Source organism: Zoogloea sp. GDB6, from assembly GCF_056724105.1.
Genome location: NZ_CM161497.1, coordinates 1773821 through 1799086 on the forward strand (window position 1 = coordinate 1773821; position 25266 = coordinate 1799086).

A 25266-nucleotide genomic window follows, 5' to 3' on the forward strand; every position below is an offset into this window, starting at 1 on the left:
GTCTTGCGCAATATCCTGCTGTTCGTCCTGTTCCTGCTGGCTGTTTTCTATGTTCGTCGCGCACTGCAGAGTGGCCCGCGACGCGAGGAGGGTGGCGATGCCGCGCCGGAGCAGGGGGCGAGCCAGGCGCCGGCAGGCGAGATCGAGCAGATGGTGGCCTGCGCCCATTGCGGTGTGCATGTGCCGGAGAGCGAAGGTGTGATGAGCGGCGGCCGCTTCTTCTGCTCGGAGGAGCACCGCCGCCTCGGCGCCCGCCCGTGAGCGCCGGTTCCGCCCCCTTCGCGAGCCAGTTTCTGCCTGGTGACGACCGTAGCCAGCCGCTGCGCTATTTCAATCTGTTCCGCCTGGTGCTGGCCGGGATTTTCGTCGTGGCGGGACGGGCGCTGCAGCTTGGCAGCGATTCCCCGGCCCTGTTCTTCGGCGCTGCTTTTGCCTATCTGGCGGCGGTGCTGATCCTCGGCTTCCCGGACGCCGCCCGCCTCCTCGGCATGAACCGTCTGGTGACTGTGCAGGTGATGGTGGACATCACGCTGCTGACGCTGATCATGTGGGCCAGTGGCGGCTACCGCAGCGGCATGCCGATCCTGATCTTGGTGGCGCTGGCCGGTGCCGGTCTGGTCGGGCAGGGGCGCATGGTGCTGTTCTATGCATCCTATGCGACGCTGGCGGTGCTGCTCGAGAACACCTCGCGCCTGTTGTCGGACCGGCCGATGACGGACTTCTTCACCGTCGGGGTGACTTGCATCGGTTTCTTCGCCATCGCCCAAGTGGCGCGTCTGCTGGCCCTGCGGGCGATCGCCAACGAGAACCTGGCTCGCCAGCGTGGAGCCGATCTGGCCAGCCAGTTGCGTCTGAATCGGCAGATCATCAAAGACATGCAGGACGGTGTGTTGGTGGTTGGCGAGGATGGCGCCGTGCGCCATTACAACCCCCAGGCCGCGGCCTTGCTCGGTCCGGCGCTGCAGGAGGGAGCCGTGCTGGCGGCCTGCGCGCCAGCCCTGGCGCGGGAATTGCAGCGTGGCGTGAATACGGCGGATTCGGCACGGCGCATCCGCGCCGAACTGACCGGCAAGATGCTGCTCGTGCGTCTTCTCCCTGCCGGGGAGGCTGGCGAGACGTTGATCTATCTGGAGGACTACGACCGCACCCATCGCCAGATCCAGCAGGTCAAGCTGGCTGCGCTTGGACGCCTGACCGCCAGCATCGCCCACGAGATCCGCAATCCGCTGGCCTCGGTTTACCAGGCGGCAGAACTGCTCCGCGACGAGAAGCGCAGCGACATGCAGGCCCGCCTGATCCGCATCATCGGTAACAACGCGCAGCGCATCGACCGCCTGGTCGGCGACGTACTGGCCCTCGGGCGGCGCGACGAGGCGCTGCCGGAAGCCCTGCAGCTGCGGGATTTCGTGGACGAGTTCCTGGAGGAGTTCGCGGTGGCGAACGCCAGCGATCCGCCGGAGCTCGTGGTCAACCGGGTTGGGCCTGAACTGCAGATGGCGATGGACCGGACCCACCTGCGCCAGATTTTGTGGAATCTTGTGGGCAATGCGCGCCGCCATTGCAGTGGCGGGCCGGCTGCGGTGACAATTACGGCATCGCCCTGCGATGACGGTCGCGTGGCACTGGATGTGTCCGACGATGGTCCGGGGATTCCCGAAGAGCTGCGGACGCAGGTTTTCGAACCCTTTTTCACCACCCATTCGAAAGGGACCGGCCTGGGGTTGTACATTGCCCGGGAGCTGGCCGAGGCCAACGGCGCGGTGCTCGAACTGTGCCGCGATGAGCCCGGCGCTTCGCCGGCTGGTGCCCATTTCCGCATCACTGGACGCGTGAAACCATGATCCAGCACGAAAGAAGGGCCCGCTCCGGCGGGCCGGATGTTCTCATCGTCGACGACGAGGATGACATCCGCGAACTGCTCGAACTCACCCTGTTACGCCTCGGCTTGGTCAGCGACGGCGCTGCCAACCTGGCGGAAGCCCGGCGCCTGCTCGGCGAGAAGCGCTATCGCCTGTGCCTGACCGACATGCGCCTGCCTGACGGCGACGGTCTGGAGCTGGTACGCTACATCTCGGAAAACGTCCGCGATCTGCCCGTGGCGGTGATCACCGCTTTCGGCAGCATGGACAACGCGGTGACGGCGCTCAAGGCCGGTGCCTTCGATTACCTCGCCAAACCGGTTTCCATCGACCAACTGCGGGCCTTGGTGAAATCCGTCTTCTCGGTATCGGCCAAGGACGGTGACAATCAGCACAAGGACAGTTCCAGCCTGATTGGTGATTCGCCGGCGATGGTGCAGGTCCGCTCGCTGATCGAAAAACTGGCCAGAAGCCAGGCGCCGGTCTTCATCTCCGGCGAGTCCGGTAGTGGCAAGGAGCGCGCGGCGCGGATGATCCACGAACTGGGCCCCCGTGCGGCGGCGCCCTTCGTGGCGGTAAACTGTGGTGCGATCCCGGAAAACCTCATGGAGAGCGAGTTCTTCGGGGCGAAGAAGGGGGCCTTTACCGGCGCCGACACAGACCGGGAAGGCTTCTTCCAGGCCGCCCACGGTGGCACCCTGTTCCTTGATGAGGTCGGCGACCTGCCTCTGGCGATGCAGGTCAAGCTGCTGCGGGCGATCCAGGAAAAGAAGTTCCGCCGCCTCGGTGACACCGCTGAAACGGCCGTGGATGTGCGTATCCTCAGTGCCACCCATCAGAACCTGAAGGCCATGGTGGAGGCTTCGCGCTTTCGCCAGGATCTGTTCTACCGCCTCAACGTCATCGAACTGCGCATGCCGGCGCTGCGCGAGCGCAGCGAGGATATCCCGCGGCTGGCGGAGATCCTTCTCGAGCGCCTGGCCGAGGTGTCCGGCATGCCGGTGGCTTGCCTCAGCGAAGGTGCGGTAAAGGCGCTGGGAGCCTATTCCTTCCCGGGCAATGTGCGCGAGCTGGAGAACATCCTGGAGCGGGCGCTGGCCCTGTCGAGCGGACAAGTGATCGAGGCGGACGACCTGCTGCTCGATCCGGCCGACATTGGCGAGAGCAGTCCGGCCACCGCCACGGCGCCGGCCGGCACTGACCTGCAGGACTATCTCGATCAGGTTGAGCGCCATGCCATCGAGGAGGCTCTGGAGAAATCAGGCGGCAACCGCACCGCAGCAGCCCGCCACCTGGGTGTGACCTTCCGTTCCCTGCGCTATCGCTTGGAACGGCTGGGCATGAAGGAGTGATGGACGCCGAGGCCACGACCGCTGCGACGGAACAGGATGCCGTCCAGCGGGTGGTCAAGGTCCGGCGCGACTACAACGCCTGGGTCGCCCGCGAGACCATCGAGGATTACGCGCTGCGCTTCACGCCGCGCAGCTTCCGGCGCTGGTCGGAATGGCGGGTCGCCAATACCGCCTTCGGCGTGGCCTCCTTCCTGGTGCTGGAGGCGGTCGGTGCCACCCTGCTGGTGGATTATGGTTTCAGCAACGCACTGTGGGCGATCCTCGCCGCCGGGCTGATCATCTTCCTGGCCGGCCTGCCGATCAGCGTTTATGCGGCGCGCTACGGTGTGGACATGGACCTGCTGACCCGCGGCGCCGGCTTCGGCTATATCGGTTCGACGCTCACATCACTGGTCTACGCGTCCTTCACCTTCATCTTCTTCGCCCTCGAAGCGGCGATCATGGCCTACGCGCTGGATCTGGCCTTCGACATCCCGCCGGCCTGGGGCTACCTGCTGTGCGCGGTGGTGGTGATTCCGCTGGTCACCCACGGGGTGACGGCGATCAGCCGCCTGCAGGCGTGGACCCAGCCGCTGTGGATCCTGATGCTGGTGGTGCCCTACGTCTTCGTGTTCAGCGAACGCCCGGATGTACTGCATAGCATCGTCTCCTACGGCGGCGAACATGGTGTCGGTGCGGGTTTCGACATGCGGGCTTTCGGCGCTGCGCTGACGGTGGGCATCGCGCTGATGACTCAGATGGGGGAGCAGGCCGACTACCTGCGCTTCATGCCCGAGAAGACGCCGGCCAATCGCTGGCACTGGTGGGCAGGGGTGCTGCTCGGCGGGCCGGGCTGGGTGCTGCCGGGGGTGATCAAGATGCTTGGCGGCGCGCTGCTGGCCTATCTGGCGATCAGCAACTCGGTGCCGGCGGATCGAGCGGTGGACCCCAACCAGATGTACCTAGCCGCCTACGAGTATGTGTTTCCCGGCCTGCACTGGGCGGTGGCGGCGACGGCGCTGTTCGTCGTGGTGTCCCAGCTCAAGATCAACGTCACCAATGCCTACGCCGGCTCGCTGGCGTGGTCGAACTTCTTCGCGCGGCTGACCCACAGTCACCCGGGGCGGGTGGTGTGGGTGGTCTTCAATACATTGATCGCGCTGGTGCTGATGGAACTGGACGTGTTCCAGGCCCTCGGCAAGGTGCTCGGCCTGTACGCCAACGTGGCTATCTCATGGATGATGGCGGTGGTCGCCGATCTGGTCGTCAACAAGCCGCTGGGCCTGTCGCCACCAGGCATCGAGTTCAAGCGCGCCCACCTGTACGACGTCAATCCGGTCGGCGTCGGTGCGATGGGGATCGCCTCGGTGCTGTCGGTGGCAGCCTACCTGGGCGTGTTCGGGCCGGATGCGGCGGCCTTCTCGGCGCTCATCGCGCTGGTGGTCGCCTTCGTCACCGCGCCGCTGATCGCCTGGCTCACTGGCGGACGCTACTATATCGCCCGCCGGCCGGTCTCGTCCGCGGCTGGCGGCACCCGCTGTTGCGCGATCTGCGAGAGCGAGTACGAGGCTGACGACCTGGCCTACTGTCCGGCCTACCAGGGCGATATCTGCTCCCTGTGCTGCTCGCTGGATGCCCGCTGCAACGACTTGTGCAAGCCCGAGGCGCGGCTTTCGGCCCAGTGGTCGGCGGCGATGCGGCGCCTGCTGCCGCGCTCGGTGTGGCCTTACCTGGAAACCGGGCTCGGCCACTACCTGCTGTTGATGGGTGTCATCGCGCCGGGGCTGGCGCTGCTGATGTGGTTGCTGCACTACCACGGCCTCAGCCTGCTCGGTGCGAGCGCGCCGGAGTTCGCGCCGGCCTTGCGGCTGGCTTTCCTGAAAGGCTACGCGGCGTTGCTGCTGCTGGCCGGGCTGGTGGTGTGGTGGCTGGTGCTGACCCACAAAAGCCGTCAGGTGGCGCAGGAGGAGTCGAATCGCCAGACCCACCTGCTGATGCGCGAGATCGATTCCCACCGGCGCACCGACGAGCAGTTGCAGAAAGCCAAGCAGGTGGCCGACCTGGCCAATCAGGCCAAGAGCCGCTACATCACCGCGATCAGCCATGAACTGCGCACGCCGCTGAACAGCATCCTCGGCTACGCGCAGATCCTCGACGGGGACGATTCGATCCCGGTGCATCGGCGCCAGGCGATCAACGTGATCCGCCGCAGCGGTGACCACCTGCTGTCGGTCATCGAAGGTACGCTGGACATCGCCCGCATCGAGGGCGGCAAGCTGACGCTGGACGTGAAGCCGCTGGATTTCCGCGATTTCATGGCGCAGATCGTCGGCATGTTCGAGCTGCAGGCACGCAACAAGGGGCTGGAGTTCCTTTTCGAGCCGAAGGGTGAGCTGCCGGCCTTCCTGCGTGCCGACGAGAAGCGCCTGCGCCAGATCCTCATCAACCTGCTCGGCAACGCGGTGAAGTTCACCGCCAAGGGTCACATCAGCCTGCGCCTCGCCTACCGCATGGAAATGGCGACCTTCGAGATCGAGGATTCCGGGCCAGGCATTTCGGCGGCCGAGATCGAGCGCATCTTCGAGCCCTTTTCCCGTGGCAGTTCGGCCCAGGGGGCGAGCGGGGCAGGGCTGGGGCTGACGATCAGCCGCATGTTCGCCGATGTGATGGGCGGCGAGCTGACGGTGAACAGCGAACTTGGCGTTGGTACCACCTTCCGCGTGCGCCTGTTCCTGCCACAGGTCCGCGACGAGCTGGCGACACGCCAGCTGCCGCGCCGCAACCGGCTGGGCTACCGCGGTGAGCGGCGGCGCATCCTGATCGTGGACAACGAGCGGGTGGACCGGGAATTCCTGATCACGCTGCTGGAGCCCCTCGGCTTCGTGCTGGCCCAGACGGCGTCCGGACAGGAATGCCTGAACCTGTTGCCGGAATTTCGCCCCGACCTGGTCTTCATGGACCTGGCGATGCCGGGCATGGATGGCTGGGAGACGGTGCGCCGCCTCCGCGCTGGCGCCTACGCCGGGACGCCGGTGGCGATCATCTCGGCCAACGCCTACGAGCGGGGCCTGCACACCGACGACAACGACCTGGGGATCGGTGCCGCGGACTTCATCCTCAAGCCGGTGCAGGTGAACGAGTTGCTGGACTGGATCGGGCTGCGCTTGGGCCTCGAATGGCTGGAGTCTGTCGACGCGTTGCCGTCCGCGCCGCCGGTCAGCTGGGTCGCGCCGCCGGCTGTGCTGCTGGAGCCGTTGGCACACCAGGTCGAGCTCGGCTATGTGAAGGGTATCCTGGCCCGCCTGGCCGACATCGAAGCAGCCGATCCGGCCTATGCCGCTTTTGTGGCCGAAGTCCGCGAGCTGACCCGCGGTTTCCGCCTCGATGCCATTCCACCGTTGCTGGAAAAAGCCCGCCATGCCTGATTTCGACCGGCTCAATTCCGACCTCGTGCTGATCGTGGACGACATTCCGGAGAATCTGTCGGTGCTCCACGACGCCCTCGACGAATCCGGCTACACGGTGCTGGTCGCCACCAACGGCGAGACGGCATTGCAGCGGGCGCGCCAGAGCCTGCCCGACGTGATCCTGCTCGACGCGATGATGCCGGGCATGGATGGCTTCGAGGTGGCGCGGCGCCTGAAAGCCGATTTCACGACGCGCCACATCCCCATCGTCTTCATGACCGGGCTGACCGAGACCGAGCACGTGGTGGCCGCCTTCGCCGCCGGTGGTGCGGACTACGTGACCAAGCCGATCCGCCCGCAGGAGGTACTGGCCCGCATCGCCGCCCACATGCAGAGCGCGCGCCTGATGAAGCAGGCGCGCAGTGCGCTGGACGCCTTCGGCCAGGCGACGCTGGCCCTCCGCCCGGAGAGCGGTCGGGTGGTATGGCAGACGCCGCTGGCGAGGAAGCTGATGCAGACTTATTTCGAGGGCGTGGAAGGCCTGGAAGATCAGGCGCCACCGCCGGTGATGGCTTGGGTACAGTCCTCCGGCCGCGCCCGTGGCGAGGGGCGCGAGTTTCCGCCGCTGTCTCTGAATCAGGGCGCGCGCCGGCTGATCTTCACGCTGCACGACCGGACCGGCGACGACGAGTGGCTGGTGAGCCTGCGCGAGGAGTCTGACGCGGCGGTGCTCGACGCGCTGATGGGGGCTTTCCGCCTGACCAACCGCGAGGCTGAGGTGCTCTATTGGGTGATCAAGGGGAAGACCAGCCCGGACATCGGCGAGATCCTCGGTTCCAGCCCGCGTACCGTCAACAAGCATCTGGAACACGTCTTCGCCAAGCTGGGCGTCGAGAACCGCACCGCGGCGGCGTCCGTGGCGATGGCGCGGATCCGCAGTGGCGGCGCCGGCGAGGGTTAGTTCAGATGTTCAGGCCGGGACCGCACTGCGTTCCGCCTCGCTGCGCAGCAAGCGGGTGATGTCAGCGGCGGATTGCGGCCGGGCGAGCAGGTAGCCCTGCATCACGCGGCATTGGCGTTCGAGGAGGAAGTCGCGCTGGGCTTCGGTTTCGACGCCTTCTGCAACTACGTCGAGGCCCAGATCGCGAGCGATCGACAGGGTGGCGGTGGCAATCGCGGCGTCTTCCGGGTCGCCGGGCAGGTCCTGCACGAAAGAGCGGTCGATTTTCAAGCGCGTCAACGGTAGGCGCTTGAGGTAGGACAGGCTTGAATAGCCGGTGCCGAAATCGTCCAGCGCGAGGCCGACCCCCAGCTTGCTCAGTGTGGCGAACTGCTGTTCGGTGTCGCTACTGGGCTGCATCAGCGCGCTTTCCGTGATTTCCAGCTCGATACCGCTGGGCGGTATGTTCCAGTGGGTCAGTGCATGGCGGAGCCGGTCGATGAAGCCCGGGCGGCGGAACTGTAGGGCCGAGATGTTGATGGCAACGGTCAGCTCCGGCAGGCCGGCATCCCGCCAGGCGGCCTGCTGGCGGGATGCCTCGTGCAGGACCCAGTCACCGATGGCGTGGATCAGGCCGGTTTCTTCGGCGAGGGGAATGAACTCGCCCGGCAGGACGCGTCCCCGGTCAGGGCTGTCCCAGCGCACCAGGGCTTCGACGCCGATCAGCCGTTTGCCGGGCATCTCCCACTGGGGCTGGTATTCGAGGACCAGTTCGTTGCGTTCAATGGCACGTCGCAGTGCGTTCTCCAGCATGAGGCGCGCGTAGGCACGGCTGTTCATCTCGGACGTGAAGAAGCGGAAATCGTTGCGTCCCTCATTTTTGGCGTCGTACATGGCAGTGTCGGCATGTTTCAGTAGCACGTCCACGTGGGTGCCATTGTCGGGCGCGAGGGCAATTCCGATGCTGGTGCTGACGGTGAGCTCCTGGCCGTCGATGTCAAAGGGCGCGAGCAGGCTGTCGATGAGCTTGCGGGCGACGGTGGCGGCATCTTCCGAGCGGGACAGTTGGGGGAGCAGCACGACGAATTCGTCACCGCCCAGACGGGCCAGCACATCTTCATCGCGCAGGCATTGGGATAGACGTTTGGCGGCGGCCGACAGCAGGCGGTCGCCGGTTGGATGGCCGAGGGTGTCGTTCACCTTCTTGAAGTTGTCCAGATCTAAGAACAGCACGCCGACGCAGGTATGGTTGCGCCGGGCGAAAGCCAGTGCCTGCTCGGCGCGGCTGATCCACAGGCTGCGGTTCGGCAGACCGGTCAGGGGGTCGTAGTGGGCCAGGTAATGGATGTGGGCTTGCGCGGCCCGGCTTTCCGAAACGTCCTGCACGGTGCCCCGTAGGGTGCACATGCCATTGCTGGCCGGCGCGGCTTCGATGCTGACATGCACAATGCAGCCGTCCCTGCCCGGGCTCGTCAGGCGCATGTCCAGGTTGGCGCCGGGCTGCCCTTGCTGAACTCTGTCGAGGGTGTTCTGCAACCGCAGACGGTCCTCCGGGTGGATGGCAGCCAGGAAGTTCTGCAGGGTACTCGGGGTGTCGGTCGGTACGCCGAGAATGCGATAGAGCTCGGCAGACCAGTGGTTGCGGTCGCTCACCGGGTCGGCTTCCCAGCTGCCGAGGTGGGCGATCCGCTCGGCGTGGGTCAGCATCGCCTGTTGGTCGATCAGGCGACGGCCTGCGTCGGCCAGTTCGATGGTGCGCCGATCCACCAGCTCTTCAATGCGGCGGGCGCGGCCCGTGGTGGCAAGCAGGAAAGCGCCCAGTGTGCCGATGCTCAACAGGCCGATGGCAAGAAGGGTCCAGGCTTCCCAGCCCCGCTGGCGGAAGGAGTAACTCGGATCGGTGCTGAGGGTCAGCGTCCAGGACTGACCTCCGAACTCAATGGGCTCTATCCAGGGGGTCAGTCCATCGGTGCCGACAGCGTCAGCCAGCGGACAGGATTGGTGGCCGGCGAGATGGTTGCCGACCTTCTGGCCGCCCACATTTTCGGTCAAGCAGTACTGGATGCCGGGGATCTCATGGCCGCGCAGGGCACTGGCCACGCTTTCCTCGACGCGCAGCGCGACGAAGACGAAACCGTCGAGACGGGTCGGCGGAGGCAGGCCGTGGTGATTGGCCCGCTGGTACAGCACGACGCCGGCCATGCCCTGCGTCTCCTGGGTGAGCTCGAAGGCCCTGGAGGCGGCGGCCTGGCCGTCGGCGCTGGTGCGCTGCATGGCTTCCGCGCTGGCTGGGATCGTCGATACATCGACACCGAAGACGCGCCGATTGGACTCCAGCGGGGCGACGAAGCGGACGGGGTAATACTCGGCGCGGTCACGGGCCGGGTACAGTTCGCCGGCTGTTCCGCGATCGAGTATCTGGAAGTCGCCAACGCCCGATGCACTGCGTGCTGCGTGTTCGAAGGCTGTGCGCTGGGTGCCCGCAACGCGGGGAATCCAGCCGATGGCCTGGACGCCGCCGAGGCGGGTCAGCCATGACGCGGCGAACTGCTGGAAGCCTTCGTCATCCAGATCCGGTGCGGCGACCATCACCCGTTCGGCGGATTGCAGGACCGACTGATAGTTGGCCAGGCGGCTGGTCAGCAGATTGGAGATGAAGTGGGCGTCACTTTCGAAACGGGATTGCAGGCGCTGACGCTCCCATTGGCCGATCTGGATTTCCAGGCCGACCAGCAGGAACAGTGCGGTGCCCATGGGAATCACGAGACCCAGGCGGCGAGGTGCCCAGTCCCGCTGCGGCTGCCCCCAGAAGGCGAAGATCAGAGGGCAGGCGATGAGAATGCCGATGGCGTCGCCGGCCCACCAGTTCCACCAACTGAAGATGGCATCGTGTTCCGGGACCGAGCCGAGCAGGGACAGGGCGCCGACGCCGATGCTGGCACTGATCAGGCAACTGAGCGGGGCGGCGACGAAGAAGAAGCGCAGGATGGAGCCGGCGCTGTCGAGGGAATTGGGAAAACCGACCCAGCGCCGTATCAGCGCCACGCCGGCGAAGGCCTGCAGCACCGCGCCGGTGCCGACGCACAGGGGCATGATCCAGTTGATCCCCCCGAGCCCCGCACGTGCGACCGCTTCCACGTTGGTGATGGCTGCACCGAGAAAGATGGCTGGCCAGATGCGTCGGCCTTTGATGAGCATGGCGGCCAGGGCGATTCCGGCGGGGGGGTAGAGCGGTGCGACGTAGCCGGGCGGGATCGCGATATGCAGTGCGATCAGGCCGCACAGCGCATAGGCGACAGCAATTCCGGCGAGTTGCTGTATCCGCTGGGAGAAAGGCATTGGCTGTCTGCGGTATCAGGTTGCTGGTGTCGAAAGCCGATGGCGGTCAAGGGCTGTTCTGTGCGAACCCGGGTTCCGTACGGCAAGTCGTCGTCATTGTAGCGTTGCCAGATTTTCCAGGTGGAGCATAACCGTCGGGCTGCTGTGGTGTACTCCGCAGCCGCTGCATTAAAGCGCCTGGCGAGTATCATCGACCGTCCTCAATCTGTTTCTGTGATCGATTTCGGGAGCCTTGATGATGTCTTCGTTCAATTTGGCGGACGTGACCCTTCTTGCGTTGCTGGCCGACGATGTGTCCTGCGGTGATCTGACCACGGCGTCGCTGGGTATCGGCGGGCGAGAGGGGCGGGTGGCCTTTCGCGCGCGGGGCGCCATGACGGTATGTGGATCGGAGGAGGCGACACGCCTTTTCGAGCTGGTCGGGGCGCGGGCGCGCCTGTGGGTGCCGTCGGGGACTCACGTGGAGGCTGGGCGTCTGCTGCTCGAAGCCGAAGGGGGAGTTGATTCCCTGCACTCCGCGTGGAAGACCGGACAGGTCCTGATGGAGTGGGCCAGCGGGCTGGCAACGGCAGCCGCAGCCATCGTCAAGGCGGCAGAGGCGGGAGGGCGACGGGTCGCGGTGGCGTGCACCCGGAAGAATGTGCCGGGTGCGAAAGCCATGTCGGTGAAGGCTGTGCGCGCCGGTGGGGCGACGATCCACCGTATGGGCCTGTCCGAATCCCTGCTGGTATTTGCAGAGCATCGCCTGTTCCTGAGCGAGACGCCGGCGCAGACTGTGGTCCGCTTGCGGGCCCGGGAGCCGGAAAAGAAGATCGTCGTCGAGGTCAGCAGCGTTGAGGAGGCTGCCGAATGGGCCCGGGCGGGGGCTGATGTGCTGCAACTCGAGAAGTTCTCCGTCGAGCAGGTGGCGGAATGTCGGCAATGGGTGAATGAGCACGCGTCCAACGGGCACGGAGCGCCGCTGCTCGCCGCCGCCGGAGGGGTGAAGGCGGACAATGCGGCGGCCTTCGTGGCGGCCGGTGCCGATCTGCTGGTGACGTCCGCGCCCTATACCGCGCCGCCCGCCGACGTCGCCGTCAGTTTTGAACTGCCGTTGGCATGAGTCGTCGTCTCCGGAGCGTTCTGTCTCCGGCTCCTGTTGCAATGCGGTAGTATCTCGGCCCCAAGCGTGGCCGGACTTCGCCGATGAACCGGCCTCCTGGGGCGCCCGACTGTGGCAATCCGCCGTCGGCAGTGAGTTCCAGGGGGGATCGGTGGATCCGTCCGGAGGTGTTTCAGGAGAGCCGTATGAGTACAGTGCTTGCCCCCGGGCAAGAGAAGCAGTCCCGTATGCAGGTCCTGCCGGTCGCGCTGGCGGCGATGGGAGTGGTATTCGGTGACATCGGCACCAGTCCCTTGTACACGATGAAGGAAGTCTTCAACGGTCCTCACGCGGTGCCGGTTACCCCGGACAACGTGCTGGGCATCCTGTCCCTGGTGTTCTGGGCGCTGACTATCGTCGTGTCCCTCAAGTACGTGGTCTACATCATGCGGGCCGACAACCGGGGGGAGGGGGGCATCATGGCCCTGACGTCCCTCGCCCTTCGTACCAGCAAGTCGCCACGCCTGGGCGCCGCGATGGCCGGCCTGGGACTGTTCGGTGCCGCCTTGTTCTACGGCGACGGGGTAATCACGCCGGCCATTTCGGTGCTGTCGGCGGTGGAGGGGCTGGAGGTGGTGACGCCGGCCTTCAAGCCTTATGTGCTGCCGATCTCGCTGCTCGTGCTGACCGGCCTGTTCATCATCCAGAGCAAGGGGACCGCCCAGGTCGGCGCGGTGTTCGGCCCGGTGATGCTGTTCTGGTTCACGACCCTCGGCGTGCTCGGGGCGATGAACGTCACACGCCACCCCGATGTGCTGCGCGCCATCAATCCCGCCTACGCGGTGAGTTTCTTTGCTGATAATCATTGGCTTGGCTTCCTGGCGCTGGGGGCGGTAGTGTTGGCGATCACCGGTGGCGAGGCCCTGTATGCGGACATGGGCCATTTCGGCCGGCGCCCGATCAAGGTCGCGTGGTTCGGCTACGTGTTTCCGGCCCTCTACCTCAATTACCTGGGGCAGGGGGCGCTGATCCTCGACAATCCCGCGGCCGTATCCAATCCCTTCTACCTGCTGGTGCCGCAGCCCTTGCTGCTGCCCATGGTCGGCTTGTCTACGCTGGCTACCATCATCGCTTCCCAGGCAGTGATCTCGGGCGCCTTCTCGCTGACCAAGCAGGCCGTGCAGTTGGGCTATTCGCCGCGTATCCACGTGATTCACACCTCCGACAAGGAGATGGGGCAGATCTACGTGCCCAACGTGAACTGGCTGCTGTTGGGGGCGGTGGTTGCGCTGGTGATCGGCTTCCGTTCGTCGAGCGCACTGGCCTCTGCCTATGGCATCGCGGTGACCTTGACGATGATGATCGACACGGTGCTCGCCTTTGTGGTGGTGCGGGCGCTGTGGCAGTGGCGCTGGGCGCCGGCGGTGGCCTTCCTGACCCTGTTCTTCACCGTTGATTTCGGCTTCTTTGCCGCCAACAGCGTCAAGATCTTCGATGGAGGCTGGTTTCCGCTGGCAATGGGGCTGGCGGTCCATACCCTGCTGATGACCTGGAAACGGGGGCGTGCACTGCTTTCGGAGCGCATGCGGCAGGACACGATGCCCCTCGATCTGTTCATCCAGTCCATGTTTCATGACCCCCCGCTGCGCGTTCCGGGAACCGGCGTGTTCATGACCACGGCGCCGGACGGAGTGCCCCGTGCTCTGTTGCACAATCTGCTGCACAACAAGGTGTTGCATGCGCGTGTGGTGCTGGTGAACGTGATGACCGACGACATCCCCTACGTGCAGGCTGTGGACCGGGTCCGGGTGGAGGAACTGGATTTCGGTTTCTACCGTGTCTTTGTCCGCTATGGGTTCAAGGACGATCCGGACATCCCCGCCGCACTGGCCATGTGTGAAGATCAGGGGTTGCCTTTCGAACTGATGGAGTCTTCGTTCTTCCTGGGGCGGGAGACGTTGATCCCCAGAACCGGGGCCTCCCTCGGCCTGTGGCGGGAGCGGCTGTTCATTCTGCTCTTCAGAAATGCGCACAGCGCCGCCGATTTTTTCTGCATTCCGGCCAATCGGGTGGTTGAATTTGGTACCCAAATTGAGCTTTGATGGCTTCTGGAATTATGTATTTGTCGTTTTTAAAGGGTTGTTGGAATCTGTTGCTTTTAAAATGAAATAAGTGATAATTTTTTATTTTTTTAATAAAATCAAAAAACTAATTCAGATTTAAGAATGCCTTTCATATAATTTTGGTTCTCATTTGAGCCCGTTGTGGGCATCGCATTCGTCGAAAAGTACTTCTCCCCGTGACGGGTATCACGGGTGTTTCGAGCGCCTGGGGCTATCGTGCTGAGGCGCGGGGTTTCACGCATTTGGCAAATTTGCAGTGCACAATCGGCATGACCTTCACGCCGTCTTCATAGATAATGTGCTGCTTTTTTCTGGGGTGTGAGTGCGTCTGCGTTTGACGGCTTCATCTAATTTGCATGGGCGGCCGTATTGCAAGATCGGCCGGAGCTCGGAATGCTAAAACTCTTCAATCATTACGTACCTTCCAACACTGTGCTGCAGTTGTTGTTCGATGCGCTGTTGCTGTTTGTTGCGGTGATTGTCGTGTTCCTGGTTCAGGACAAGGTGGATGGCGCGCTCCTGTTCTCCGTCGTGCCATCCGCGCTGATGTTTGCTGCGGTGATGATGATGCTTAATGGGGCCCTCGGCCTCTATCGAGTCAGTTTCAGTGGCGAATGGCGTGAAACCGTGATGCGGGTGGTCATTTCCATCGTGCTGAGCGTTCCGGTGGCGTATGGCGTATTTCGGGTGTTGCCGTGGGGGGTTTTCGCCCATGATGCGGTAGAGCTGAACGTCATCGCCCTGCTGGGGCTGGTGGTCGCCGTGCGGGGAGTTGCAGTTCGACGTGCAGGGGCAGGGGTTTTGGTCAAGAGAATCATGGTTATCGGGACGGGAGCGGATGCCGTCGCAGTCGAACACGCACTGACGCATCCCGCCAATGCCAGCCTGCAGGTAGTGGGGTTCTACCCGGCAGGCAGCAATGACGAAGTGAGGGTCGACCCGAAGCGGATCGTCCATTTCGATGGCAGTCTGCTGGCTGCGGCCAATGAACTGCGCGTCAATGAGATCATCGTTGCGCTCAAGGAGCGTCGGGGGGGAGTGATCCCGCTGCGCGAATTGCTCGACTGCAAGATGGCCGGCATCAAGGTCCTGGATCTGTCCAGCTTTTTCGAGCGGGTGCGAGGTCAGGTGCGAATCGACTCCCTGCGAGCCAGTTGGCTGATTTATGGGGAAGGCTTCCGTCAGGGCTGGGGGCGTACGCTGGTGAAGCGGATCTTCGATATCGTGGCTTCTCTTTGCCTACTCCTCCTTGCTGCTCCGGTCATGGTACTGGCTGCGCTGGCTATCGTGATTGAGGACGGTGCTCCGGTGCTCTATCGTCAGGAACGTGTCGGTCTTGGCGGTCGGTTGTTCAAAGTCACCAAGTTCCGCAGTATGCGTCGGGATGCCGAGCGAGATGGCAAGCCGCGCTGGGCTGCGGCCAACGACGACCGGGTCACGCGCGTCGGCCGCTTCATTCGGAAGGTGCGTATCGACGAGTTGCCACAGCTGTTCAATGTGTTGAGGGGGGATATGAGCCTGGTTGGGCCGCGCCCCGAACGCCCTTTCTTCGTGGACCAGCTGACCAAGGACATCCCGTTCTACGCGGTTCGCCATTGCGTCAAACCGGGCGTGACGGGCTGGGCCCAGGTTCGTTACCAGTACGGTTCATCCGTCGATGATGCGATCAACAAACTGCAGTACGATCTCTATTATGTGAAGAATCACACGCTGTTTCTGGACACTGTAGTGTTGTTTGAAACCGTTCGCGTGGTTTTGACGGGTGACGGCGCGCATTGATCGTTCTATTGCGTTGTTTTCACCCCTGACGGAATGACATGCCGTGCTCCCGCCAAGCGGGGGCACGTGCCTTTTTGTTGAGAGCCGATGGAATCCGTCCTGTCCCAAGTATCGGTCTGGAGTTACGCGTTCGCGGCCATCGTCCACGCGATATTCGGACTGTATCTGGCGGTAGCCTGGAAAAAGGGGCGGCGTGGAGCCTTGCTGATTGCCGCAGCAGCGGGCGGAGCCCTGTGGGCAGGGGCTAACTGGGCATTCTCCGTTTCAGGCTGGGGGTGGTTGTTCCAGCTGGCTAATTTTTTTGACGTACTGCGGCTTGCCGCTTGGTTCGGCTTTCTTGTTGCCTTGCTGTCCCAATCGTCCGCCGACAGCAAAATAGATGAGTTGCCACGCTGGCCCGCACCGGGAGCATTGGCCGTGGTGGCCCTTGCTGCCGGCGGAGTCTTCTGTTTCAGCTTGGGAGTGCCGCTTTATGGCACGCCAATGCGTACTTGGGCTGCGACGTCATTGATGTCCTCCGTGTTCGGGCTTGTTCTGCTCGAGCTTTTCTATCGTGCGGTACCTGAACGCTATCGTTGGGGCATCAAGCCGCTGACGCTTGCCTTGGGCAGTCTGTTTGCCTTCGATGTGTATCTGTATGCGGATATGCTGCTGTTCAGCCGCATTGATCCGGTTACCTGGAGTGTCCGTGGCTTTGCCCATACGCTGACCATTCCTTTGCTGGCGGTCTCGGCGTCCCGCAATCCGGATTGGACGCTGCGTGTTTCCCTGTCCCGCCATGTGGTTTTCCATTCGACGGCGCTGGCCGGCTCCGGCCTGTACCTGTTGGTGATCGCCGGTGCTGGTTACTACATGCGCTATTTCGGTGGGGAGTGGGGAGAGGCTCTTCAGTTGGCGCTGCTCTTCAGTGGCATTCTGTTCCTCTGTGTGCTGGTCGTTTCGGGGGCATTCCGGGCTCGTTTGCGGGTTCTGCTGGCCAAGCATTTCTTCGCATATCGCTATGACTACCGAAAGGAGTGGCTGAGCGTGACTCAGGCCTTGTCGGTGGCGGGGGATGGGTTGAGCCTTGGTGAGTCCGTGGTCAAGGCGCTTGCAGATCTGGTCGAAAGTCCTGGCGGAGGGGTCTGGCTTTGCGATTTGAATGGCATCTACGGCCAGCAGGCGCGTCTCAACATGCCGGATTATGGTGTGCGCGAGCAGGCCGATTCAGAGTTCTGTCGCTTCCTGCTGGAGCGGGAATGGGTGGTGAATCTGCAGGAGATGCGCAGTGGGCTGTCATCCGGAGCCGGTTTGCCTATGCCGGTTTGGGCGTCGGAGCTTTCGGATATGTGGTTGATCGTGCCGCTGATTTCCTCGGGCGTGCTGGTGGGGTTCGTGATTCTCCTGACGCCTCGAACGCCCGTGGATGTGAATTGGGAAGTGCTCGATCTGCTCAAGATGGCGGGGCGGCAAGCCGCGGGCTACATCACGCGGATGCAGGCTGCCGAGGCCTTGATTGAGGCGCGTAAATTCGATGCGTTCAACCGTATGTCCGCCTTCGTTGTCCATGATTTGAAGAATCTCGTGGCCCAACTCTCGCTGATGTTGCGTAATGCCGAGCGTCACAAGGACAATCCGGAATTCCAGGCGGATATGCTTGAAACGGTGAAGCATGTGGAAACACGTATGCGGGGGTTGATGGCTCAGTTGATGGAGAAGACTCCGATCAACCAGCGTCGTCCTGTCCAGATCGGAGGGGTTGTCGAGCATGTGCTGCAGTCCAAGCGATTGTTCAAACCCAGTCCCAGGCTACTCGGCGTCCTGCCGGACCTGGCTGTCTTGGCCCATGCTGAGCGCCTTGAGCGAATACTCGGTCATATAGTGCAAAATGCTCTGGACGCGACACCCGAGCATGGTAGTGTGTCAGTCGGGCTATCCCAGGAGGGTAAATTTGCCTGCATTACCGTTCGGGATAGCGGGTCGGGCATGTCGGCCGCTTTCATTCGGGAACAATTGTTCAAGCCGTTCCAGACGACCAAAGCCAGCGGCATGGGGGTCGGAGCCTATGAGGCGCAGCAGTACGTGAATGAACTTGGGGGAAGCCTAACGGTGCAGAGCGAGGTGGGTGTGGGGTCAAGATTCGAGATCCGCCTGCCGCTCGCCGCGCAACCCCAGAATGCCGGTAACGAAGCATTGGCTGAGTAGTCATATGAGTGAGAAACGCAGGACTTTGTTGATCGTCGAGGACGATCCCGCGCTGCAAAAGCAGATGCGTTGGGCTTTCGATCAGTATGAAACTGTGGTCGCCGCCGATCGGGAAGAGGCTATTGTTCAACTGCGGCGCCATGAGCCGGCCGTCGTGACGATGGATCTTGGGCTGCCGCCGGCCCCCGACGATGTGACCGAGGGTTTCAAGCTGCTGGGGGAGATTCTGGCACTGGCGCCAGATACCAAGGTTGTGGTGCTGACGGGCCAGCACGACCGGGAGAATGCAGTTCGTGCCGTGGGAATGGGCGCGTACGACTTTTTTGCTAAGCCCTTCGAGCCCGAGTTGCTGTCTCTCACTTTTGATCGGGCATTGCGCCTGTACGATCTGCAGCAGGACAACCGCAAACTCAAGATTCAGCAGGGTAGTGCCCTGGCGGGCGTGATCACGCGGGATCCCGGTATGCTGCGGGTGTGCCGCCTGATCGAGAAGGTTGCGTCGGCAAACGTCACGGTGATGTTGCTGGGTGAGAGTGGAACCGGCAAAGAGGTGCTGGCGCGCGGTTTGCATGAGCTTTCTCCGCGTCGCAATGAGCGTTTCGTCGCCATCAACTGTGCCGCGATCCCGGAAAATCTGCTCGAGAGCGAGCTGTTTGGTTACGAAAGAGGTGCCTTCACCGGAGCGGTGAAACAAACGCTCGGCAAGATCGAAGTCGCTAACAAGGGGACCCTGTTCCTTGATGAGATCGGTGATTTGCCTTTGCCTCTGCAGGCCAAGCTGTTGCGCTTTCTGCAGGAGCGGGTCATCGAACGGATCGGCGGTCGTGAGGAGATCCCGGTCGATGTGCGAATCGTCTGCGCGACGCACCAGGACGTAAAGGGGCTCATCCAGGCCGGGCGCTTCCGGGAGGATTTGTATTACCGGTTGGCTGAAATCGTGGTTGACATCCCCGCGCTGCGGGATCGGGATGGGGACGCCGTATTGCTGGCTCATGCCTTTGTGCAACGTTTTGCCGGCGAGCATGGGCGAGGCGTGATGACACTCACTGATGATGCGGTCCAAAGTATCGAGTCGCATCGTTGGCCCGGAAATATTCGTGAGCTTGAAAATGCCATCAAGCGAGCGGTTATCATGGCAGATGCGAATTGCATTACTGCCGACGATGTCGGGCTCGGCAAGAACGCGGACGAGGAGTTGGAGGCACTGAACCTGCGGGTCGTGCGCGAAGATGCCGAACGTCGAGCGGTGGTCCGGGTGATGGCCCGGGTCAATGGCAATGTGGCCCGCGCGGCCGAGGTGTTGGGTATCAGTCGCCCAACCCTTTACGATTTGATGAACCGCTTCGGTTTGAAGAAAGAGATTTCAACGTGACCCAAGAATCCCCGCAGATGCGTTTCCCGTTCAGGCATGGTGCCAAGGTGCGAAGTGCCGCCATCAGCGCCCTGTGTGCCCTTCTTTTGACTGCTTGCGGGGGGAACCCCGAATCGATGCTGGCGTCTGCCAAGGAATATCTGGCAAAGAACGACACCAACGCTGCGACGATTCAGTTGAAGAACGCGCTGCAAAAGAATCCCAGTTTTGCCGAGGCGCGTTATCTGTTGGGTAAAGTGCATTTTCAGCAGGGGAATTACGCCGATGCCGAGAAGGAGCTCAAGCGGGCTCTGGATTTGGGATTTTCGCCTGATCAGGTGGTGCCGGTTCTGGCCGAGAGTCTTCTGTTTAGTGGCCAGGGTGTGCGGGTTCTGACCGAACTGCATGATCAGAAGCTGTCCCAGGCTGAGGCGCGGGCATCTTTGCTGGCAACCGTCGGGTTGGCACAAATGACCCAGGGCAAACGTGATGAGGCGGTCCAGGCTTTCGAGGGGGCGCTCAAGGAGTTTCCGGGCTATCCTCAGGCGCGCGTCGGTCTGGCCAGAGTCAAGGCGAGTGGTCGTGACCTGCAGGGGGCGCTGGCGGATGTCGATGCGGTCATCAAGGACGCTCCCAAGTTGCCGGAAGCGCACGCATTGCGCGGGGAGCTTCTGCTAGGCTTGAATCGGCCCGAGGAGTCCATTCCCGAGTTTGAGGCAGTTATTGCCGCTCGACCGACGGATCTGCCCGCCTACCAAAGCTTGATTTCACAGCTTCTGCGTAGCAATAAGCTCGATGTTGCGCAGAGCAAGGTCAACGATTTGAAGAAGGCGGTAGGGAATCATCCCCTGGCGCTCTATATCCAGGCCTTTATCGACCTGCGGAACGGGAAGAGCAAGGAGGCATACGAAGGGGTTCAACAGGTGCTGCGTGTTGCGCCGAATTACCCCCCGGCATTGTTGCTCGCCTCCAGTTTGCAACTTCAACGGCGCGACTTCGGTCAGGCGCGGGACAACCTGGGCAAAGTTCTCGAGAAGGCGCCAAACTTGCCTCTTGCGCGACGTCTGCTCGTCGCATCCCATCTTGGATTGCAAGAGCCGGCAAAGGCTCTGGATGCCTTGCAGCCCCTGTTGAAGGATCATTCTGACGACACCGCCGTTCTCAGCCTGGCAGGGCAGGTCTATGCCATGAATGGCGATTTCACGCGCTCCGAAGAGTATTTCCGCCGTGCAAGTGTGGCTGATCCAAAAAATGCCCAGTACCGGACCCGCCTCGGGGTTTCCCGGCTGGCTGCGGGGGAAACCGAACGGGCGTTCCAGGATCTGGAGGCTGCGTCGGCTCTGGACACCGATAACACCCAGCCTGACATTGCATTGATCATGGCTCATTTGCGTCGCGGTGAAGGTGCCAAGGCGATGGAGGCGGTCAAGGGCCTGGAGAAGAAGAGGCCGAATGATCCGGTGACCTTCAATATGAAGGGGGGTGTGTTCATGGCCAGCAAGGACGTGGCCGGAGCGCGCAAAGCTTTTGAACGGGCACTGGAGTTGAAGCCGGATTTCCTTCCGGCCCTCGGCAATCTGGCCCGTCTGGATATCAGCGAGAAGAATCCGGCCGCTGCGCGCAAGCGCTATGAGGACTTCCTCAGCAAGAACAAGAAGATTCCAGAGGCTTACATGCAGTATGGAGAGCTTCTGGCTTTGACCGGCGCCTCGACCAAGGAAGTGCAGGCCGTATTGGAAAAGGGGTTGGCTGAGCTGCCGAGTTTCTTGCCGATCCGTGTTGCGTTGGTGCGCATGTTGGTCCAACTCGGGGATGCCAAGCGTGCCTTGCTACTGGCTCAGGAGGCTGCTGCATCGGCTCCGGATGATCCCGTGGCTTTGGAACTGCTTGGTCGATCGCAGGTTGCAGCCGGTGAACTGCAGCAGGCTATCGCCACCTTCTCCAAACTCGTCGACAAACAGCCTAATTCGCCCAACGCCCTGCTGTCCCTGGCCGATCTTCAATCGTCGGTGAAGGACAGTACGGGTGCAGAGCAATCCTTGAGGAAAGCTCTTGTGATCAAGCCCGATAGCATCGAGGTCCAGCAGCGCCTGATTGCCATCCTTGTCAATACCAAGAGGGGTGAGGAGGCAGTGCGTATCGCCAAGAACGTCCAAAAGCAACAGAGCAAGTCCGCGGTGGGTTTCGTCCTTGAAGGTGATGTCCAGTTTGCTCTGGGGCGGAAGAATGAAGCCGTGGTGGCATATGGCGAGGCGTTCCAGCGTGACAAGTCAGCTCAAGCGGCTGTCCGGCTGTATGGATCCAAGGTGGCTGCGGGTCAGTCCCAGGAAGCCAGCAAGCTGGCTTCCGATTGGATAAAGGCTAATCCGAAGGACCTCACGCTACGCAGCTATATTGCGGAAAGCAATCTGGCCGCCCAGAAGTACGATCAGGCTGTGCAGCAGTATCGCCAGATGCTGGAGATTGCTCCGAAGAATCCCATGTTGTTGAACAACCTGGCGTGGGCATTGGGCAAGTTGAAGGACAAGAGTGCTCTTGGTGTTGCACAGCAGGCCGTTAATCTGGCACCCAACAGTCCGGTTGTGCTCGATACCTATGGCACGTTGCAGCTTGAAAACGGAGATGTTGACAAAGGGGTTGAAACCTTGAAGAAGGCAGTCAGCCTGGGGCCCAATCTACCTCAATTGAGATTGAACCTTGCACGGGCGCTGATCAAGTCTGGCGATGCGGGAGGGGCTCGCAAAGAACTCGACCTTGCGGTGAAGAATGCACCGGAAAAGACGGCAATCCGTATCGAGATCGACAAGTTGCGAGCTTCGTTGTAACGGTTCTCACCATTTGGCAATCAATATTTCAGGAACGTGATCATGAGTACCATCGCTGTTATCGGCCTCGGCTATGTGGGGTTGCCCCTGGCCGTTGAGTTTGGCAAGAAGATGAAGACCGTGGGTTTTGATCTGTCAGCCGAGAAGGTTGCTGCCTACGGGCGTTTCGTCGATCCGACGGGTGAAGTCAGTACTGAGGACTTGAAGGCCGCTGTTCATCTCACCTGCAGTACCGACCCCAAGGTAATCGGTGAGGCGGACTTCATCATTGTGGCGGTTCCCACGCCGGTCGATGAAGCACACCAGCCGGACTTCACCCCGCTGGTCAAGTCGTCCGAGAGCGTCGGTCGCAACCTCAAGCGTGGTGCCACCGTCGTGTACGAATCCACCGTCTATCCCGGCGCGACCGAAGATGTCTGCATTCCGATCCTCGAGAAGTTCTCCGGCCTCAAGTGGAAGGAAGACTTCTTCGTCGGGTATTCGCCTGAGCGGATCAATCCGGGTGACAAAGAGCGCACCGTCACCAAGATCGTCAAGGTGGTGTCGGGTGATACGCCGGAGACGCTCAAGAAGGTGGCCGAGACTTATGGCATGGTGATTACCGCGGGGGTTTATTCCGCGAGTTCCATCAAGGTGGCCGAGGCCGCGAAGGTAATCGAAAACACTCAGCGTGACCTCAACATCGCGCTGATGAACGAATTGTCGGTGATTTTCCACAAGATCGGCATCGATACCCTTGAGGTCCTGAAGGCGGCTGGTACCAAGTGGAATTTCCTGCCTTTCCGTCCGGGTCTGGTTGGTGGTCACTGCATCGGTGTCGATCCTTATTACCTCACGCACAAAGCCGACATGCTTGGATACCATCCGCAGGTCATCCTGGCTGGCCGGCGCATTAACGACAGCATGGGCAAGTACGTCGCCGAGCAGACCGTGAAGCAGATGATCGGTGCTGGTCACAGCATCAAGGGCGCGAACGTCATCGTGCTGGGCCTGACTTTCAAGGAGAACTGTCCGGACCTGCGTAACAGCAAGGTTATCGACGTGATCCATGAACTGCAGAGCTATGGCTGCAACGTGCTGGTGCACGATCCCGTCGCGGAGTCCGTGGAGGCCGAGCACGAGTACGGTGTGAGTCTGATAGCCTGGGATGAACTGCCGCGTGCCAAGGCTATCGTTGCAGCAGTCGCGCACACGGAATATTCTGAACTGGGTGTAGGGCGTCTTTGCGAGAAGCTCGAGCCAAACGGTGTATTTACCGACGTCAAGAGCTTCTATGATCAGGCTGAACTCGAAGCCGCTGGCGTGACGGTCTGGCGGCTCTAAAAGGATGGGTTGGGAGTCGGCAGTGATGCATGGTTGGAAAAGATCCTTGATCGTATCCCTTGGCATGGCCTTTGGGGTCTCGGGAATGGGACATGCAGCCGAGCAGGGTGCCGACTCTGAGCGTATCGTCGAACAAGCCTTGGCCTACGAGCACGGTGAGGGGGTGCCGCGTGATCCGGAGCAGGCCGTCGAGCTGTATTGCGAGGCCGTCCGGATGGGCAATGCTGAGGCGATGTACAGCCTCGGCTGGATGTACGCCAACGGTCGTGGTGTGGAACGGGATGATCGCTATGCGGCAACCTTGTTCGAGATGGCTGTCTTCAAGGGCCACGCGGGTGCCGAGAAGGCGCGCCGACTGGTCGGCGACTACACTGGAGCGGTCCCGGATTGCCTGACCTCGCGGGATGGTGAGCGCGGATTCGTAGCCAGGGATACTTGGGACACACAGAAATACCTGGCCTCGCTTCCTGAGCAGAAGAAGAAAGTAGTCGAACTCGTCACGACGCTGGCCCCGCGCTTTTCCATCGAGCCGCGCCTGGCGCTGGCCATCGCGACGACTGAGTCCAATTTCGACTCCAATGCCACCTCACCGAAGAACGCGATGGGGGTGATGCAGCTGATTCCCGAGACTGCGAGCCGTTTCAACGTGAAGGACACCTTCGACCCCGTCCAGAACATCAAGGGCGGGCTGGCCTATCTGCGCTGGTTGCTGGCCTATTATCGCGGCAATGTCGCGCTGGCGGTGGCGGGCTATAACGCCGGCGAAGGCGCGGTTGACCGTTATCGTGGGGTGCCGCCGTTCAAGGAGACCCAGAACTACGTGAAGCGTATCCTGGAGTTCTTCCCGCGTACCGAGCATCCCTTTGACGCCCGGGTTGTCGATGCATCCCCCGTGCTGCAGGCGCTCAAGGTCGTGGGGCGGTGATGGGAAAGTGGATGCAGACTCGTTCGACTGTGCCGTCTGTGGCGTTTGCCGCCGTACTGTGTGGGGCGCTGGGAGGCGTATCTGGCGATGTCTTGGCGGATCTGGCCGATACCGTTGCTGTTGTGAAGAGGTCGGTTGTTGCGGTGGGAACATTCGAACCGACTCGCAGCCCGCAGTTCCGCTTCGTGGGTACTGGCTTCGTCGCAGGAAACGGCAACCAGGTTGTGACGAACGCCCACGTAGAGGGGGCCGTTGTCGAGAACTCGGAAACCAAGGAGCAATTGGTCATTGCTTTGCCCGGCACGGGGCGGGCTTCGGTCAGGCCTGTTCGTCGCGAAGCGATCGACCGTGACCACGATGTGTCGGTGCTGCGCTTTGATGGACCGCCGATGCCAGCACTGCGTCTGGGTAATTCCGATGCTGTGCGTGATGGTCAGGACATCGCACTCACAGGTTTTCCGCTGGGGGCGACGATTGGCATCGTGCCGGTCACCCACAAGGGAATTATTTCCGCAATCACGCCTGTCGGGCAGCCTCTGCCGAGCGCCCGCCAACTGGAAGCCCAAACAGTGCGTCGGTTGGCTGTCGGGAGCTATTCCGTGTTTCAACTGGACGCTGTTTCCTACCCGGGCAACAGCGGCAGTCCGATCTACAGTCCGGCGACTGGTGAAGTCTTGGGGATCGTGAACACCGTGTTCGTGAAAGGCAGCAAAGAGGCTGCAATCACCAATCCGTCGGCGATCTCCTATGCGATTCCGGCGTCCTTCATCAAGGCCTTGCTGCAGCTGCCCTGAGCTTG

15 protein-coding genes are annotated in these 25266 nt (G+C 62.2%); 14 read left to right on the forward strand and 1 reads right to left on the reverse strand.

The features are described from left to right. Window positions 1-3 precede the first annotated feature (3 nt). Genes AC1PQG_RS08045 through AC1PQG_RS08065 form a run of 5 tightly spaced genes read left to right on the forward strand, consistent with a single transcriptional unit; the run spans window position 4 to window position 7558 of the window. Entirely contained in the window at window positions 4-261 is a 258-nt protein-coding gene (locus tag AC1PQG_RS08045) for a PP0621 family protein (RefSeq protein WP_481122077.1), read from the forward strand. Continuing rightward, on the forward strand, window positions 258-1841 hold the full coding sequence (locus AC1PQG_RS08050; protein WP_481122078.1) for a sensor histidine kinase: 1584 nt from the start codon (window positions 258-260) through the stop codon (window positions 1839-1841). Before AC1PQG_RS08045 ends, AC1PQG_RS08050 begins: the two co-directional genes overlap by 4 nt. Then, window positions 1838-3211, forward strand: a complete 1374-nt coding sequence (locus AC1PQG_RS08055) for a sigma-54-dependent transcriptional regulator (protein WP_481122079.1) — start codon at window positions 1838-1840, stop codon at window positions 3209-3211. Before AC1PQG_RS08050 ends, AC1PQG_RS08055 begins: the two co-directional genes overlap by 4 nt. Next, on the forward strand, window positions 3211-6615 hold the full coding sequence (locus AC1PQG_RS08060) for a hybrid sensor histidine kinase/response regulator (RefSeq protein ID WP_481122080.1): 3405 nt from the start codon (window positions 3211-3213) through the stop codon (window positions 6613-6615). Before AC1PQG_RS08055 ends, AC1PQG_RS08060 begins: the two co-directional genes overlap by 1 nt. Then, window positions 6608-7558, forward strand: a complete 951-nt coding sequence (locus tag AC1PQG_RS08065) for a response regulator (RefSeq protein ID WP_481122081.1) — start codon at window positions 6608-6610, stop codon at window positions 7556-7558. The genes AC1PQG_RS08060 and AC1PQG_RS08065 overlap by 8 nt, the downstream gene beginning before the upstream one ends. A gap of 9 nt (window positions 7559-7567) precedes the next feature. On the opposite strand, the gene AC1PQG_RS08070 is transcribed toward AC1PQG_RS08065, so the two are convergent. Further along, window positions 7568-10876, reverse strand: a complete 3309-nt coding sequence (locus tag AC1PQG_RS08070) for an EAL domain-containing protein (protein ID WP_481122082.1) — start codon at window positions 10874-10876, stop codon at window positions 7568-7570. A gap of 238 nt (window positions 10877-11114) precedes the next feature. Here AC1PQG_RS08070 and modD point away from each other — a divergent pair, with 238 nt between their 5' ends. The 9 genes from modD (at window position 11115) to AC1PQG_RS08115 (ending at window position 25261) form a co-directional block, all read left to right on the forward strand. Continuing rightward, window positions 11115-11978, forward strand: coding sequence for a ModD protein (modD, locus tag AC1PQG_RS08075; RefSeq protein WP_481122083.1), 864 nt, complete (start codon window positions 11115-11117; stop codon window positions 11976-11978). A 185-nt stretch (window positions 11979-12163) separates the two neighbouring features. Further along, entirely contained in the window at window positions 12164-14059 is a 1896-nt protein-coding gene (locus AC1PQG_RS08080; protein WP_481122084.1) for a potassium transporter Kup, read from the forward strand. Between the two features lie 414 nt (window positions 14060-14473). After that, the gene (locus AC1PQG_RS08085; protein ID WP_481122085.1) at window positions 14474-15859 is read left to right on the forward strand and encodes a TIGR03013 family XrtA/PEP-CTERM system glycosyltransferase; all 1386 of its coding nucleotides are present in this window, start codon (window positions 14474-14476) and stop codon (window positions 15857-15859) included. 87 nt (window positions 15860-15946) lie between these two features. Beyond that, window positions 15947-18043 carry an XrtA/PEP-CTERM system histidine kinase PrsK gene (gene prsK / locus AC1PQG_RS08090; protein WP_481122086.1) on the forward strand — a complete coding sequence of 699 codons (2097 nt, stop codon included), beginning with the start codon at window positions 15947-15949 and terminating at the stop codon, window positions 18041-18043. 4 nt (window positions 18044-18047) lie between these two features. Continuing rightward, window positions 18048-19415 (forward strand): PEP-CTERM-box response regulator transcription factor, encoded by a 1368-nt coding sequence (prsR, locus tag AC1PQG_RS08095; protein WP_481122087.1) that lies wholly within the window; start codon window positions 18048-18050, stop codon window positions 19413-19415. Beyond that, window positions 19412-22219 (forward strand): XrtA/PEP-CTERM system TPR-repeat protein PrsT, encoded by a 2808-nt coding sequence (prsT, locus tag AC1PQG_RS08100; RefSeq protein ID WP_481122088.1) that lies wholly within the window; start codon window positions 19412-19414, stop codon window positions 22217-22219. Before prsR ends, prsT begins: the two co-directional genes overlap by 4 nt. Before the next feature lie 42 nt (window positions 22220-22261). Then, the gene (locus AC1PQG_RS08105) at window positions 22262-23542 is read left to right on the forward strand and encodes a nucleotide sugar dehydrogenase (RefSeq protein WP_481122089.1); all 1281 of its coding nucleotides are present in this window, start codon (window positions 22262-22264) and stop codon (window positions 23540-23542) included. Between the two features lie 46 nt (window positions 23543-23588). Then, the gene (locus AC1PQG_RS08110; protein WP_481122090.1) at window positions 23589-24467 is read left to right on the forward strand and encodes a transglycosylase SLT domain-containing protein; all 879 of its coding nucleotides are present in this window, start codon (window positions 23589-23591) and stop codon (window positions 24465-24467) included. A gap of 11 nt (window positions 24468-24478) precedes the next feature. Continuing rightward, on the forward strand, window positions 24479-25261 hold the full coding sequence (locus AC1PQG_RS08115) for a S1 family peptidase (protein WP_481122091.1): 783 nt from the start codon (window positions 24479-24481) through the stop codon (window positions 25259-25261). Window positions 25262-25266 lie beyond the last annotated feature (5 nt).